This window comes from Micromonospora sp. HUAS YX12, from assembly GCF_040215685.1.
Lineage (GTDB): Bacteria > Actinomycetota > Actinomycetes > Mycobacteriales > Micromonosporaceae > Micromonospora > Micromonospora tulbaghiae.
This window is the reverse complement of sequence record NZ_CP157974.1, coordinates 35,413-50,291: the sequence shown is the minus strand read 5'-3', so window position 1 is coordinate 50,291 and position 14,879 is coordinate 35,413. Positions and strand designations below refer to the sequence as shown.

The following is a 14,879-nucleotide window of genomic DNA, read 5'->3' as shown; positions in this document are numbered from 1 at the left end:
GGGGAGAACCCCACCCGCCCGTTCCGTGTCCGTCGGACGACGTCAGCTCACAGCGGCGTGGCGCCGGTGCCACCGTCGGTCTGCGTGGCCGCCACCGGCTTGGCCGCGGTGCGCGGCAGCCGGGTCAGCCGCTTCTGCAGCCACCAGGCCAGCACCGACAGCAGGCCGCAGATGGCGATGTAGATGGCCGCGACGATCAGGTACGTCGGCACGTACGGCAGGCCGAACGCCAGGCGGCCGCCGATCTGCTTGCCCACGAACAGCAGCTCCGGGTACGTGATGATGAAGCCGAGCGCGGTGTCCTTGAGCAGCACGACGAGCTGGCTCACGATCGCCGGGAGCATCGACCGGAACGCCTGCGGCAGCAGGATCAGCCGTAGCACCTGGTTCTTGCGCATGCCGATCGCGTACGCGCCCTCGGACTGCCCGTACGGCACGGCGTTGATGCCGGCGCGGAAGATCTCCGCCAGCACCGAGCCGTTGTAGAGCGTCAACCCGATGACCAGCGCCCAGAACTTGTCGATCGGCCAGCCGTACTGCAGCGGCACGTAGTAGCCGAAGAAGATCAGGATCAGCAGCGGGATGGCCCGGAACAGCTCCACCACGAACGTGGCGGGCGCCCGGAACAACACCTTGTCGCTGAGCCGGGCGCTGGCGAAGAACGCGCCGAACAGCAGTGCCAGCACGGTGGCGACGGCGGCGACCTTCAGCGTGGCCCAGAGGCCGTTCAGCAGCTCCCGCTGCACGGCCGCGTACTGGAACTGTTCCCACTTGCGGGCCTCGAACTGGCCGGTCTGGTCGAACTTGTAGACCACGAACGCGATCAGCGCGACGATCGCCGCGATCGAGACGATGCCGAGGATCCGGTTGCGCCTGCGGGCCTTCGGGCCGGGGATGTCGTAGAGGACGCTGCTGCTGCTCACCGGGCCACCGCCCACTTGCGCTCGAGGATCCGCTGGAGCACCACCAGCGGGATGATCAGGATCAGGAAGCCGATCACGATCCAGGTGAGCACGATGAACTGCGGCTCACCCCGCTCCGACATGTACGCCGGGATGGCGCCGGCCTCCAGCACGGAGAAGCCGGCGGCGATCGTGGTGTTCTTCAGCATGGCGATGAGCACGCTCATCATGGGCGGGACCATGGCCCGCAGCGCCTGCGGCAGCACGATCAGCGTCAGCACCTGGGCGAATGTCATGCCCAGCGCGCGGGCCGCCTCGGCCTGCCCGGTGGCTACCGTGTTCACGCCGGAGCGGACCACCTCGCAGATGAACGCCGAGGTGTAGGCGATCAGCGCGATGCAGGCGCTGTTGAAGTAGTCGATGTTCACGTCCAGCTTCGGCACCGCGAAGACGAGGAACGCGAACACCAGCGTCAGCGGGGTGTTGCGGACCAGGTTGACGTAGGTGGCGCCGAAGGCCCGCAGGGCGGGGACCGGGGACACCCGCATCGCGCCGAGCAGCGTGCCGAGGACGAGACTGCCCACGCCGGCGATCAGGAACAACTTGACGGTGTTGTAGAACCCCTCGCGGAACAGGCTCGCGTTGTCCGTCAGGACGCGGAAGAACTCGCCCATACCTCGCTCTCACTCTCTCCAGACGGGACCGGGCGGGGAGGAGGACCTCCCCGCCCGGTCCGACGTCGGTGCGGACCGTCAGTACCGCTCGAGCTGCGGCGCAGTGGCCGGCGAGCCGGACTTGCCGAGCGTGCCGTCGTAGATCTTCTTCCAGGTGCCGTCGGTGAACGCCGCCTCGATCTGGTCGTTCACGTAGTCACGCAGCGCCTTGTCGTCCTTGGGCAGGCCGATGCCGTACTTCTCGGTGCTGAACGGCTGGCCGACGACCTTGAGCTCGTCCGGGTTCTGCGCGGCGTAGCCCTTGAGGATGGCGTCGTCGGTGGTCACCGCGTCGACCTTCTTGTCGAGCAGCTGCGAGACGCACTCGGAGTAGGTCTTGAACTCGACGATGTTCTCGCCCTCGGTCAGGCCCTCGTCGCGGATCTTCTGGATCGGCGTGGAGCCGGTGGCCGAGCAGACCTTCTTGCCCTTGAGCGTGTCCTTGCCGGTGATCGACGACTCGTCCTTGCGGACCAGCAGGTCCTGGCCGGCGACGAAGTACGGGCCGGCGAAGGAGACGTCGTTCTTGCGCTTGTCGGTGATCGAGTACGTGCCGACGTAGTAGTCGATCTCGCCACCCTTGATCGCGGTCTCCCGGTTGGCGGACGCGATCTCCTTGTACTCGATCTTCGCCGGGTCGACGCCGAGCGTGCTGGCGACGTACTGGGCGATCTCGATGTCGAAGCCGCAGCGCTTGCCCTGGGCGTCCTTGTAGCCGAGGTTCGGCTGGTCGAACTTGACGCCGATGACGACCTTGCCGGCCGACTTGATCTTCTCGAAGGCCGGGCTGCCGGCGACGTTGGCGTCCGTCTTGGGGGTGAAGGTCACGCCCGAGCTGCTGCAGCTGTCGCCCTGAGCTCCACCGCTGGCGTTGCCGCCACCGCTGGGAGCCGGGTTCCCCTCCTTGCCGCAGGCGGCCGCGGACAGGGCGAGCGAGGCCATCATGGCCACCGCCGCCACGCGCTTGTAACGCATACTCATCTCCTTCTTCGACGGAGTCGACGGGACGACTCCACTACGGACGCTCAGTGGGTGAGGATCTTGGAGAGGAAGTCCTTGGCCCGCTCGCTGCGCGGGTTCGCGAAGAACTCGGCCGGCGGCGCGTCCTCGACCAGCTTGCCGTCGGCCATGAAGATGACCCGGTTGGCCGCGTGCCGGGCGAAGCCCATCTCGTGGGTCACCACGACCATGGTCATGCCGTCGCGGGCCAGCGACGTCATCACGTCCAGCACCTCGCCGACCATCTCCGGGTCCAGCGCGCTCGTCGGCTCGTCGAACAGCATCGCCTTGGGCTGCATGGCCAGCGCGCGGGCGATCGCCGCCCGCTGCTGCTGACCGCCGGAGAGCTGCGCCGGGTACTTGTCCGCCTGGTTGGCGATGCCGACCCGGTCCAGCAGGGCCAGGCCGCGTTCACGGGCCGCGGCCGGCTTCTCCTTGCGTACCTTGACCGGCCCCAGCGCGACGTTCTCCAGGATGGTCTTGTGCGCGAAGAGGTTGAACGACTGGAACACCATGCCGACCTCGCTGCGCAGCTTGGCCAGGGGCTTGCCCTCGGCCGGCAGCGGCTGCCCGTCGAACGTGATGGTGCCGGAGTCGATGGGCTCCAGCCGGTTGATGGTGCGGCAGAGCGTCGACTTGCCGGAGCCGGACGGGCCGATCACCACGACCACCTCGCCCCGGTCGACGGACAGGGACACGTCGTCGAGCACGTGCAGCGGCCCGAACCACTTGTTGACCCCGTCGAGCACGATCAGCGGGTCGCCCGTCGTCACGTCGTCCACCGTCCCTGTCGTCCATGGCGGAATTCGGGGCTCGGTCGACCCCCGGTTGGGCAACTGTAGGCGGGGTGAGGTGGCAGAACGCAACTCAGATGGTCACGGAGCGGTAACACCGGTCACCGGCGTACCGGCCCGTCCGAAATTTCGTCATCACCGGGGTGGGCCGATTGGCGTCGTCGCCGCAGGCCCGAGATCATGAGGGGATGACCGACGCGATCAGGCTGACCGACTACGCCCGTGGTGGCGGTTGCGCCTGCAAGATCCCCCCCGGCGAGCTGGAGGCGATGGTCGCCGGTCTCGGCGCCACCGGCGGCTCCGCCGACCTGCTGGTCGGCCTGGAGAACGGCGACGACGCCGCGGTGGTCCGGCTGGACGAGCGTACGGGCCTGGTGTGCACCGCCGACTTCTTCACCCCGGTGGTCGACGACGCCTACGACTGGGGGCGCATCGCCGCCGCCAACGCGCTCTCCGACGTGTACGCGATGGGCGGCACCCCGCTCGTCGCGCTCAACCTGCTCTGCTGGCCGCGCGGGGTGCTGCCGCCGGAGATGGCCCGCGAGGTGCTGCGCGGCGGTCTGGACGTGGCCCGGGAGGCGAACTGCCACCTGGCCGGCGGGCACAGCGTGGACGACGACGGCCCGAAGTACGGCCTGGCGGTCACCGGCGTGGTCCGGCCGGAGGAGCTGATCACGCTCGACGCCGGGCGGGCCGGGCTGCCGCTGTCGCTGACCAAGCCGCTCGGGGTGGGCGTGCTCAACACCCGCCACAAGCAGACCGGGCAGCGCTTCCCCGAGGCGGTCGAGTCGATGGCCCGGCTCAACCGGGACGCGGCCCGCGCGGCGGTGGCCGCGGGCATCCGCTGCGGCACCGACGTCACCGGCTTCGGCCTGCTGGGGCACGCCTCGAAGCTGGCCCGCGCGAGCCGCCTGACGGTGGCGATCGACGCGGCGGCGGTGCCGTACCTGCCCGGTGCGCGGGAGGCGCTGCGCGACGGGTACGTCAGTGGCGGCACCCGGCGCAACCTGGAGTGGGTCACGCCGTGGACCGACTTCGGCGGCGCGGACGAGGGGGAGCGGCTGCTGCTGGCCGACGCGCAGACCTCCGGCGGTCTGCTGGTCGCCGGTGAGGTGCCGGGTGGCACGGTGATCGGCGAGCTGCTGCCGGCTTCGGAGCACCTGATCCGGGTGCGCTGAGCCGCGATGTCGCGGCGCGGCTGGGCCGTCGCCGCGGCACCGTACCCGATAAACTGTCATCTTCCAGCTACTCTGGGCAACGTCGCCCGAGGGAATTTTGCCCGGAATGGTCACAGACCGGTAACTTGCGCCCGGCTGAGGTCAAATGCACCCCACCATCGTCATTAAGGCCCGATCCGGAGGCCGGTGGAACGAGCGCAGCGAGGAGGCGGCATGACCGAGCTGTGGAACTGGAGAATCGACGGCGGCGAGCCGGTGGAGGTCTACCCGGCACTGGCCGAGGCGCTCGGCCGGGTGGTGATGCCCATGGCCGTCGCCGACCCGGTCCGGCTCCCCGCGTACGCGGTGGTCTGCGACGTGTGGGAGGCGCCCGGGCTGTACGGCACCGTGGTCGACTGTTACGGCGTGCCCGAGAGCCTGTCCGAGCTGCCCGCGATCGCGGCGCTGGCCCGGCTGCTGGGCCGCAACTGCCTGATGCGTGACGACACGCTCGACGCCGGCCGGCACCTGCTGGTCGCGCCGGACGGCACGATCCGGCCGGTGCACTTCGACGTGGCCGACACCGACGACGGCGAGGTGCTCAGCCACCACCGGCTCTGCACGGTCGCCGACGCGCGCTGCCGGGGCTGGTCGCAGTGCCACCGCTCCCGCTGGGCCCCCGACACGGTCGCCCCGGCGCTCGCCGCCGCCTGAGCGCGGGCACACGCGGGCGCGGGCAACGGGCGCTCGCCGCCTGAGCGCGGACGCCGGCGGGCACCCGTGACAGGTGCTCGCCGCCGTGTCCCCTCCGGCGGCGAGCGGTGGCGGCCCCGGGCTCAGCCCCGGGCCGCCGGCTGCTGCCCCCGCACCACGAGCTGGTCGAGCAGCGTCGCGGTGGCGGCGGCCACGGCGTCCACCGCGGCGTCGAACGCGGCCGCGTTGCGGGCGGCAGGGGTACGGAATCCGGAGATCTTCCGGACGTACTGCAACGCGGCGGCGCGGACGTCCTCCTCGGTCACCACCGGGACGTACGGCTCACGCAGGGTCTTGATGCTCCGGCACACGGCTCCTCCTCGTTAGATCCGATCGGCTCCACCCGGATACGCTGTCCGGGTCATGACTACCGCAGCCGCGGGCAGCCCGCGCACCTACCAGGTGCGTACGTACGGCTGCCAGATGAACGTGCACGACTCCGAGCGCATCTCCGGCCTCCTCGAGGATGCCGGGTACGTGCGCGCCGCCGAGGCCGACGAGCAGCCCGACGTGGTGGTGTTCAACACCTGCGCGGTCCGGGAGAACGCCGACAACCGGCTCTACGGCAACCTGGGTCATCTGCGCCCCGTGAAGGCCAAGCACCCCGGAATGCAGATCGCGGTCGGCGGCTGCCTGGCCCAGAAGGACCGGGGCGACATCGTCCGCAAGGCGCCCTGGGTGGACGTCGTCTTCGGCACGCACAACATCGGCTCGCTGCCGGCGCTGCTGGACCGGGCGCGGCACAACGCCGCCGCCGAGGTGGAGATCCTGGAGTCGCTGGAGGTCTTCCCCTCCACGCTGCCGACCCGGCGCGAGTCGACGTACGCCGGGTGGGTCTCGATCTCCGTCGGCTGCAACAACACCTGCACGTTCTGCATCGTGCCCTCCCTGCGCGGCAGGGAGAAGGACCGCCGCCCCGGCGACATCCTCTCCGAGGTCCGCGCGCTGGCCGACTCCGGCGTGCTGGAGGTGACGCTGCTCGGGCAGAACGTCAACTCCTACGGCGTCGAGTTCGGCGACCGGTACGCCTTCGGCAAGCTGCTGCGTGCCTGCGGCGACATCGACGGGCTGGAGCGGGTGCGGTTCACCAGCCCGCACCCGAAGGACTTCACCGACGACGTGATCGCCGCGATGGCCGAGACGCCCAACGTCTGCCACTCGCTGCACATGCCCTTGCAGTCCGGCTCGGACGACGTGCTGCGGGCGATGCGCCGCTCGTACCGGTCGGAGCGGTACCTGGGGATCATCTCCAAGGTCCGGGCGGCGATGCCGGACGCGGCGATCACCACCGACATCATCGTCGGCTTCCCGGGCGAGACCGAGGCCGACTTCGCCCGCACGCTCGACGTGGTGCGGGAGGCCCGGTTCTCCTCGGCGTTCACGTTCCAGTACTCCAAGCGCCCCGGCACCCCGGCCGCGACCATGGACGGCCAGCTGCCCAAGCAGGTCGTGCAGGAGCGCTACGAGCGCCTGATCGCCTGCGTCGAGGAGATCACCTGGGCGGAGAACAAGAAGCTGGTCGGGGAGACCGTCGAGGTGCTGGTGGCAGTCGGCGAGGGCCGCAAGGACGAGCGCACCGGCCGGATGTCCGGCCGGGCCCGCGACGGCCGGCTCGTGCACTTCGCCACCGGTGAGCTGGCCGGGCGGATCCGCCCCGGCGACATCGTCCACACCACTGTCACGTACGCCGCCCCGCACCACCTCAACGCCGACGGCGCGCCGCTGGCGCACCGGCGCACCCGGGCCGGGGACGCGGCCGAGGCGGGACAGGTTCCGCGTACCCCCGGGGTGCTGCTCGGACTGCCGACGGTCGGCGCGCCGGCCGCGGCGCCCGCCCCGGTCGGCGGCTGCGCCGCCCACTGACCGCAGGTAAGGAAGGGCCCCCTTTTAACACTCGGTGTTAAAAGGGGACCCTTCCTCTACCGGAGGCGTTAAGAAGGGGCCCTTCCTTCGTCAGCAGGCGGTGCCGTTGAGCTTCACGCCGCCCGGCGTCGCGGCGGTGCCGTTGGCGGTGAAGCCGACGGTGACCGACGCGCCCGGCGCCAGCGACGACGCCCAGGCCGGCGCGGCGGCGGTCACAGTGGTGCCGGACTGCGTGACCGTGGCGTTCCAGCCGCTGGCCAGCGTCACCCCGGACGGCCAGGTCCAGGTGGCCGACCACGGGTTCACCGCGGCGGTGCCGGTGTTCTTGACGGTGAGCTCGCCCTGGAAGCCGCCCGACCAGGAGTTGATCTGCTTGTAGGTGGCGGTGCAGCCACCGGTCACCGGAGGCGGCGGGGTGGTCGGCGCCGGCGAGGTGTTCGGCGTGCCGGTCGGGGACGGGCTGGTGGTGCCGCCACCGCCGGTCGGCGGGATCAGGTACGGCGTCAGGATGTCCTGCTTCGGCTGGTTGATCGTGGTCCAGTCGTCGTTGGCGATGCCGCCGGTGTCACCGGAGTTCGGGTTCCACGACCAGTACGTGAACGACATGCCGTTCACGCCGGTGCCGGTGTACGCCATCAGGTTCTGCAACCAGATCTTGTCCTTGGGGTCCTGGAGCGTGGTGCCGAACTCGCCCATCATGATCGGCGCGATGTCCTGCTTGTAGAGGTAGCCCCAGTACTTGTCCCAGATGGCCGGCATGTTCGCCGGGTACGACGGGTCGTCGAACCAGGCCTGGCGGTAGACCGACGTGGCGTACTCGTGCGGCGAGTAGACCAGCCGGTTCGCCACGTTCAGCCGCACCGGGAACTGCCCGGCCTTGGACAGGTTGCCGCCCCACCAGCCGCAGTCCTCGTCGTTGCTGGGGTCGTTGTCCCAGACGTTCGACAGGCCGCCGCTCGGGCAGCTCACCCCCTCCACGAAGATCAGCCAGTTCGGCTGCACGCCGAGGATCGCGTTGCCGGCCCGCTCGGCGGCCAGCCGCCAGTCCCGGGCGGTGTCGCCGCAGCCCCAGCAGGCGCCGGTGGCGGCCGGGTTGGTGCCCTCGGCGTGCGGCTCGTTGTGCAGGTCCGCGCCGATCACAGTGGTGTTGCCGGCGTACCGCTGGGCCAGCATCTTCCAGTCGTTGATCCAGGTCGTCTCGGAGACGGTCGAGGTGTACCAGAGCGGCGACTGCCCGGCCGACGTCGGCCGGTGCCGGTCCAGGATGACCCGCATCCCCTTGCTGCCCGCGTAGTCGATGACCTTGTCGAGGATCTGCAACGGGGAGAGCCCGATCAGGTCCGGGTTGACGAAGTCGTTGATGCCGGTGGCGGTCGCGCCGGCCTTGAGCGCGTCGTTCGAGTACGGGATGCGCAGCGTGTTGTAGCCCAGCCGGGCCATGGTGTCGAGCTGGGAGCGCCACGGGTTGCTCGACCACAGGCCGTGGAACGTCTTGTTGTCGGTCTCCATCCCGAACCAGTTGATGCCGGTCAGCCGGACGGTCGCGCCCGTACTGTCGACGATCTTGTTGCCGCTGGTGTGCAGGTAACCGGTTCCGGTGCCACCGGCCGCCGCGGCGGCCGGTGCGGTGGAGACGGCGGCGGCGACGAGAACGCCGGCCGCTGCGGTGGCGAGCGCCGTCAGGGCGCCGCCGAGGGCGGTGCGTCGGTGCATGGAAGCTCCACTTCGGATGCCCGCGCCGCACGGGCGCCGCGGGTGGCAGGACCAGGAGGATCGGCCCGCTCCTCGTCGAGTACGCGCGACAGCGCGCGCCGGGCCGGTCACGTGGACGGCCACCCGCGGGAATGCGCATCGGCGATCGTCGACGGCGCGGATCAGCCGTCGATGCCCTCGTGCCGGTGCCGGAACCTGGCTCCGCCGCTCATTCTGATCAGCCCGCCTCGATGCGTCAACCCGGCCCGGACGCAGGTGAGCCCCCGGCCGAACGCGGCCGGGGGCTCACCTGATGTGTCTGTCCGCCGGCCCGCCCGGCCGGGGTGTCGCTGTCAGCCGGCCTGCTCGGCGAGCTGGAGGAACTGCCGCTTCGAGGCGAGCGCCTGCTCGGCCTCCTTGATCCGGCGGGCGTCACCGGCGGCCTGGGCCCGGGCCAGCCGGTCCTCGGCCTCGGCGACCTGGGCGCGCATCTGCGCCAGCAGCGGGTTGTCCTCCTTGGAGGTGCGCCGCCACGCCGAGTCCATCACCTCGCGGACCTTGTCGTCCACGGCCCGCAGCCGGCGCTCCAGCCCGGCGGCGGCCTCGCGGGGCACCCGGCCGGCCTCGTGCCACTGCGCCTGGATCTCCCGCAGCTTCGCCTGGGCGCCCTTCGGGTCGCCGTCGACGTCCAGCGCCTCGGCCTCGGCCAGCAGCGCCTGCTTGCGCTCCAGGTTGGCGCGCTGCTCGTTGTCGCGCGCCGAGAAGACCTCGCTGCGGCGGGTGAAGAACTCGTCCTGCGCGGCGCGGAACCGTTCCCAGAGCTTCTGCTCGGCCTCCTTGGCGGCGCGCGGCGCGGCCTTCCACTGGGTCATCAGATCCTTGAGCTGCCCGGCGGTGACGCCCCAGTCGGTGGAGTCCTTGAGCTTCTCCGCCTCGGCGACCAGCTCCTCCTTGACCGTCTGCGCCTGCTTGCGCTGCTGGTCGAGGGAGGCGAAGTGGGCGCCCCGGCGGCGGGTGAAGCCGTCCCGCGCGGCGGCGAACCGCTTCCACAGCTCACCGTCGGTCTTCTTGTCGACGCCGCGGATGGTCTTCCACTCGTCGAGGATCTCCTTGAGCCGGTCACCGGCGGTCTTCCAGCCGGTCGACTCGGCGGCGAGCTTCTCGGCCTCCTCGACCAGGGCGGTCTTGCGCGCCAGCGCCTCGCCCCGGGCGGCCTCGCGCGCCGCCTTGGCCTCGCCGGCCTTCTCCTCGGCGACGGTGGCCAGCTTGTCCAGGCGGGCGGCCAGGGCGTCGATGTCACCGACCACGTTTGCCTCGGCCAGCGACCCACGGATCCGGCGGATCGTGGTGAGGGAGTGACCGGCATCAGCCGCGCCCGAGTTGAGCCGCGCCTCGGTCAGGTCGACCTCGGTCACCAGGTCGGCGTAGCGCCGGGCGAAGTGGGCGAGCCCTTCCTCCGGTGCCCCTGCCTGCCAGGATCCGACCACCCGCTCACCCTCGGCGGTCTTGACGTAGACGGTGCCGTCCTCGTCGACCCGTCCGAAGGCAGTCCAGTCGCTCATGTGCCCATCCTCGTTCTCCCGGCGTCGAGGGGACAGCCCCCTCGATCGCCGCCACGGCGCAGCAAACTTTCTCCCGGCATTGTCACAGGTCCGCCCCCGTCCGTGTCGAGCGCCTGTCGCCGACCGTGACCATACGGTGTTGTACGCCCTCGATGACCGGATCGGCGCGGGGACGCACCGGGGGATCGGCGATAGGTTTGGGGGCGTGCCCCTGGTCGCCGCCGCCGTCTGCCCCCATCCGCCGTTGATCGTGCCCGAGCTGGCCGGCGCCGCCGCGCCGGAGTTGGACGACCTGCGCGCCGCCGCCGACGTCGCGATCGCGCGGCTGCTCGCCGCCCGGCCGGAGGCGATTCTGCTCGTCGGCGGCGGGCCGGAGACCGTCCGGTTCGACGCCGCCGACTGGGGCTCCCTGCGCGGCTTCGGGCTCGACCGGCCGGTGCGGCTGTGGAAGATCTCCTGCTCCGGTGGCGAGGTCCTGCCGCTGAGCCTGACCATCGGCGCCTGGCTGCTGAACCGCTCCGTCACCGAGCTGCCCCGCCTGGCCCGGTCGGTGGCGCACGACGCCACACCGGCCGAGTGCGTGGCGTTCGGCGCGAGCCTGGTCGCCGACGACGATCCGCGGGTCGCGCTGCTCGTGCTCGGTGACGGGTCCGCCTGCCGGGGCGTCAAGGCACCGGGGTACGACGACCCGCGCGCCGAGGCGTACGACGAGGGGGTCGCCGCGGCGCTCGCCGGCGCGGACGCCGACGCCCTGCGCGGCCTGGACCCGGTGCTGTCCGCGCAGCTGCGGGTCGCCGGGCGGGCGCCGTGGCAGGTGCTGGCCGGCGCGGTCGGCGCGGCGGGCGGCGAGTGGCGCGGCGAGCTGAGCTACCACCGCGCCCCCTACGGCGTTGCCTACTTCGTGGCGAACTGGGAGCGGTCGTGACAGTCGTGGCGGTGGTCGGGCCGACCGCGGCTGGGAAGTCGGCGCTGAGCATCGCGCTGGCGCACGCGCTCGACGGCGAGGTCGTGAACGCCGACTCGATGCAGCTCTACCGGGGCATGGACATCGGCACCGCGAAGCTGACGCCGGCGGAGCGCGAGGGCGTGCCGCACCACCTGCTGGACATCTGGCCGGTGACCGAGCCGGCCAGCGTCGCCGAGTACCAGACGCTGGCCCGCGCGGCCGTCGACGACATCCTGGCCCGGGGACGGGTGCCGCTGCTGGTGGGCGGCTCCGGGCTGTACGTGCGGGCGGTGCTGGAGCGGTTCGAGTTCCCCGGCACCGACCCGGCGCTGCGGGAGCGGCTGGAGGCGGAACTCGCGGCGGTAGGCCCCGGGCCGCTGCACGCGCGGCTCACCGAGGCCGACCCGGGCGCGGCGGCGAGCATCCTGCCCACCAACGGCCGGCGGATCGTGCGGGCGCTGGAGGTGATCGAGCTGACCGGCGCGCCGTTCACCGCGTCGCTGCCGTCGCCGACGCCGTACTACCCGTCCGTGCAGCTCGGCGTCGACCTGGACACCCCGCGCCTCGACGAGCGGATCGCGCTGCGGGTGGACCGGATGTGGGCGGACGGACTGGTCGACGAGGTGCGGGCGCTGGTCGGCGAAGGACTGCCCGAGGGGCGGACGGCCAGCCGGGCGCTCGGCTACCAGCAGGTGCTGCGGTTCCTGGCCGGGGAGCTGACCGAGCCCGAAGCGCACGAGGAGACGATCCGCGCCACCCGCCGGTTCGTCCGGCGGCAGCGCTCCTGGTTCCGGCGTGACCCGCGCATCCACTGGCTGGACTCGGCGTCGCCCGCGTTTATCGACACTGCCCTGCGGGTGGTCGCCGAGCATCGGCGATGATGGGGGCGTGGAGTTCACCAAGGGTCACGGCACCGGCAACGACTTCGTCATCATGCCCGACCCGGACGGCGCCCTCGACCTGACACCCGGCCTGGTCGCCGCGCTCTGCGACAGGCGGCGCGGGCTCGGCGGCGACGGTGTGCTGCGCGTCGTACGCGCCGCCAAGCACCCCGAGGGCGTCGCGCTGGCGGGCGAGGCCGAGTGGTTCATGGACTACTGGAACTCCGACGGCTCGTTCGCCGAGATGTGCGGCAACGGGGCCCGGGTGTTCGTCCGGTACCTGCTGGACCGGTCGCTGGCCGCCCCGTCGGGCGGGACGCTGCCGATCGCCACCCGCGCCGGCCTGGTGCGGGCCCGCGTGGAGGGCGCGGACGTGGCGGTCGAGATGCGCCGCCCCCGGCTGTACGACACGGCCACCGCCACGCTCGGCGGGCTGACCCTGCCCGGCACGGCCGTGGACGTCGGCAACCCGCACCTGGTGTGCGCGCTGCCCGCCGCGCTGGAGCTGACCGGCCTGGACCTCACCCGCGCGCCCGAGGTCGACGCCGCGACGTTCCCGTCCGGGGTGAACGTCGAGTTCACCACGCCGGGCGAGCCGGTCGCCGGCACCGACGGGCACGTGCTGATGCGGGTCTACGAGCGCGGCTCGGCCGAGACGCTCTCCTGCGGCACCGGCGCGTGCGCGGTGGCGGCGGTGGCGTTGCGCGACGCCGGCCTGGACACCGGCACGGTGACGGTCGACGTACCCGGCGGGCGCCTCACGGTCACCGTGACAGCCGACTCCTGCTGGCTGTCCGGCCCCGCCGTCCTGGTAGCCACCGGCACCCTGACCCCCGCCGCCCTGTCCCACTGACCCGCCTCCCGCGCCCCGGGGCCCTCCGGCGGTTGATCAAGGAGTTCACGGCGGATTCCGGGTGTCCCGGGGAGCAAACTCCTTGGTCAACAGCGCGGAGACGGGTTCGTCGAAGGCAGGCACGAGATCTTGGAAGATTTTGGCCCCTATGAGGGCCTTTTCCTTCCAAGATCTCGTGCGAGGCCGTGCGTGGCCGCGCGCGGCTGGGCAGCGCAGCGCGGGTCAGGGGGTGGCGCTGGCGTTGGCGGCGATCTCGGGGAGGTCGGCCGGGCCCGGGTCGGCCGCCGGGGCCGGCGTCGCGGCCGGGTTCTGGGCGGCGGCCCGTACCGCGGCGGCCACCGCCGGGGCGACCCGGGAGTCGAAGACGCTCGGCACGATCACCGTCGGGTTGATCTTGTCCTCGCCGACCACGTCCGCGATGGCCCGCGCGGCGGCGAGCGCCATCTCCTCGGTGAACTCCTCGGCGTGCGCGTCGAGCATGCCGCGGAACACGCCGGGGAAGGCGAGCACGTTGTTGATCTGGTTCGGCTGGTCCGAGCGGCCGGTGGCGACCACGGCGGCGTACTTGCGCGCCTCCCGCGGGTCCACCTCCGGGTCGGGGTTGGCGAGCGCGAAGACGATCGCGTCCTTCGCCATCTGGGCGACGTCCTCGCCGGTGAGCAGGTTCGGCGCGCTCACGCCGATGAACACGTCCGCGCCGCGTACCGCCCCGGCCAGGTCACCGGAGTAGTTCTCCTTGTTGGTGTTCTCGGCCAGCCACTGCCAGGCCGGGTTGAGGTCCGGCAGGCCGCGGTGCAGGGCGCCCTGGCGGTCGTACGCGATGATGTCGCCCACGCCCTGGCGCAGCAGCAGCTTCATGATCGCGGTGCCGGCCGCGCCGGCGCCGGAGACCACGACCCGGACGTCCGCGAGCTGCTTGCCCACGACGCGCAGCGCGTTCGTCAGCGCGGCCAGCACGCAGATCGCGGTGCCGTGCTGGTCGTCGTGGAAGACCGGGATGTCCAGCGCTTCGCGCAGCCGGGCCTCGATCTCGAAGCAGCGCGGCGCGGCGATGTCCTCCAGGTTGATCCCGCCGTACGCGGGCGCGATCGCCTTGACGATCGCCACGATCTCGTCGGTGTCCTGGGTGTCCAGCACCACCGGCCAGGCGTCCACCCCGCCGAAGCGCTTGAACAGCGCCGCCTTGCCCTCCATCACCGGCAGCGACGCGGCCGGACCGAGGTTGCCCAGGCCGAGCACGGCGGTGCCGTCGCTGACCACGGCGACGGTGTTGCGCTTGATGGTGAGCCGGCGGGCGTCGGCCGGGTTCTCCGCGATCGCCATGCAGACCCGGGCCACGCCCGGGGTGTACGCGCGGGACAGCTCGTCGCGGGTGCGCAGGGCGACCTTCGGGGTGACCTCGATCTTGCCGCCGAGGTGCAGCAGGAAGGTGCGGTCGGAGACCTTGCGGACGTCCACCCCGTCGAGCGCGGTGAGCGCGTCGACGACCTGGTCGGCGTGGCCGGCGTCGGCGGTGTCGCAGGTGAGGTCGACGATCACGTGCGACGGGTCGGAGTCGACCACGTCCAGCGCGGTGACGATGGCCCCGGCCTCGCCGGCGGCGGTGGTGAGCCGGCCGATGGAGGAGGCGTCGGCGGGTACCGCGATCCGGATGGTGATGGAGAATCCGGCACTCGGCAGTCGTGTGTTGGCCACGAGAAACTCCTCCGTCGGCGCTGAGCGGCTCGACTGGCATTTCTACTCGCCTGCCCAGGTCGCCCGGCA

General features: G+C 71.8%; 14 protein-coding genes. 6 read left to right on the top strand and 8 right to left on the bottom strand.

Features of this window, described 5'->3' with window-relative positions; translation table 11 throughout:
- Positions 1-47: 47 nt before the first annotated feature.
- The 4 genes from ABIH81_RS00250 to ABIH81_RS00235 form a co-directional block, all read right to left on the bottom strand.
- A complete protein-coding gene (locus tag ABIH81_RS00250; protein ID WP_349878378.1) occupies positions 48-923 on the bottom strand; it encodes an amino acid ABC transporter permease in 876 nt (291 codons plus the stop codon).
- Positions 920-1,576, bottom strand: a complete 657-nt coding sequence (locus tag ABIH81_RS00245) for an amino acid ABC transporter permease (RefSeq protein ID WP_349878376.1) — start codon at positions 1,574-1,576, stop codon at positions 920-922. The genes ABIH81_RS00250 and ABIH81_RS00245 overlap by 4 nt, the downstream gene beginning before the upstream one ends.
- A gap of 78 nt (positions 1,577-1,654) precedes the next feature.
- A complete protein-coding gene (locus ABIH81_RS00240) occupies positions 1,655-2,590 on the bottom strand; it encodes a glutamate ABC transporter substrate-binding protein (RefSeq protein WP_349878374.1) in 936 nt (311 codons plus the stop codon).
- Between the two features lie 50 nt (positions 2,591-2,640).
- A complete protein-coding gene (locus ABIH81_RS00235) occupies positions 2,641-3,396 on the bottom strand; it encodes an amino acid ABC transporter ATP-binding protein (protein WP_120571055.1) in 756 nt (251 codons plus the stop codon).
- Positions 3,397-3,596: 200 nt separating this feature from the next.
- Between ABIH81_RS00235 and selD the strand changes: the two genes are divergently transcribed.
- Together selD and ABIH81_RS00225 are read left to right on the top strand one after the other, a co-directional pair.
- Entirely contained in the window at positions 3,597-4,586 is a 990-nt protein-coding gene (gene selD / locus ABIH81_RS00230) for a selenide, water dikinase SelD (protein ID WP_349878372.1), read from the top strand.
- Positions 4,587-4,799: 213 nt separating this feature from the next.
- On the top strand, positions 4,800-5,279 hold the full coding sequence (locus tag ABIH81_RS00225) for a hypothetical protein (RefSeq protein ID WP_216932628.1): 480 nt from the start codon (positions 4,800-4,802) through the stop codon (positions 5,277-5,279).
- A 122-nt stretch (positions 5,280-5,401) separates the two neighbouring features.
- On the opposite strand, the gene ABIH81_RS00220 is transcribed toward ABIH81_RS00225, so the two are convergent.
- Positions 5,402-5,629: a DUF2277 family protein gene (locus ABIH81_RS00220; RefSeq protein ID WP_349878370.1), complete on the bottom strand. Its 228-nt coding sequence runs from the start codon at positions 5,627-5,629 to the stop codon at positions 5,402-5,404.
- Positions 5,630-5,681: 52 nt separating this feature from the next.
- On the opposite strand from ABIH81_RS00220, the gene miaB reads away from it, so the two are divergent.
- On the top strand, positions 5,682-7,181 hold the full coding sequence (miaB, locus tag ABIH81_RS00215; RefSeq protein ID WP_349878368.1) for a tRNA (N6-isopentenyl adenosine(37)-C2)-methylthiotransferase MiaB: 1,500 nt from the start codon (positions 5,682-5,684) through the stop codon (positions 7,179-7,181).
- Between the two features lie 90 nt (positions 7,182-7,271).
- On the opposite strand, the gene ABIH81_RS00210 is transcribed toward miaB, so the two are convergent.
- Both ABIH81_RS00210 and ABIH81_RS00205 read right to left on the bottom strand, forming a co-directional pair.
- On the bottom strand, positions 7,272-8,894 hold the full coding sequence (locus tag ABIH81_RS00210; RefSeq protein WP_349878366.1) for a cellulase family glycosylhydrolase: 1,623 nt from the start codon (positions 8,892-8,894) through the stop codon (positions 7,272-7,274).
- Positions 8,895-9,226: 332 nt separating this feature from the next.
- On the bottom strand, positions 9,227-10,435 hold the full coding sequence (locus ABIH81_RS00205; RefSeq protein ID WP_349878364.1) for a DUF349 domain-containing protein: 1,209 nt from the start codon (positions 10,433-10,435) through the stop codon (positions 9,227-9,229).
- A gap of 205 nt (positions 10,436-10,640) precedes the next feature.
- On the opposite strand from ABIH81_RS00205, the gene ABIH81_RS00200 reads away from it, so the two are divergent.
- Genes ABIH81_RS00200 through dapF form a run of 3 tightly spaced genes read left to right on the top strand, consistent with a single transcriptional unit; the run spans position 10,641 to position 13,115 of the window.
- Entirely contained in the window at positions 10,641-11,360 is a 720-nt protein-coding gene (locus ABIH81_RS00200; protein ID WP_349878362.1) for a hypothetical protein, read from the top strand.
- On the top strand, positions 11,357-12,262 hold the full coding sequence (gene miaA, locus ABIH81_RS00195) for a tRNA (adenosine(37)-N6)-dimethylallyltransferase MiaA (protein WP_349878360.1): 906 nt from the start codon (positions 11,357-11,359) through the stop codon (positions 12,260-12,262). The genes ABIH81_RS00200 and miaA overlap by 4 nt, the downstream gene beginning before the upstream one ends.
- Before the next feature lie 7 nt (positions 12,263-12,269).
- On the top strand, positions 12,270-13,115 hold the full coding sequence (dapF, locus tag ABIH81_RS00190; RefSeq protein WP_349878359.1) for a diaminopimelate epimerase: 846 nt from the start codon (positions 12,270-12,272) through the stop codon (positions 13,113-13,115).
- A gap of 222 nt (positions 13,116-13,337) precedes the next feature.
- On the opposite strand, the gene ABIH81_RS00185 is transcribed toward dapF, so the two are convergent.
- Positions 13,338-14,810 (bottom strand): NAD-dependent malic enzyme, encoded by a 1,473-nt coding sequence (locus tag ABIH81_RS00185; RefSeq protein ID WP_349878358.1) that lies wholly within the window; start codon positions 14,808-14,810, stop codon positions 13,338-13,340.
- Positions 14,811-14,879 lie beyond the last annotated feature (69 nt).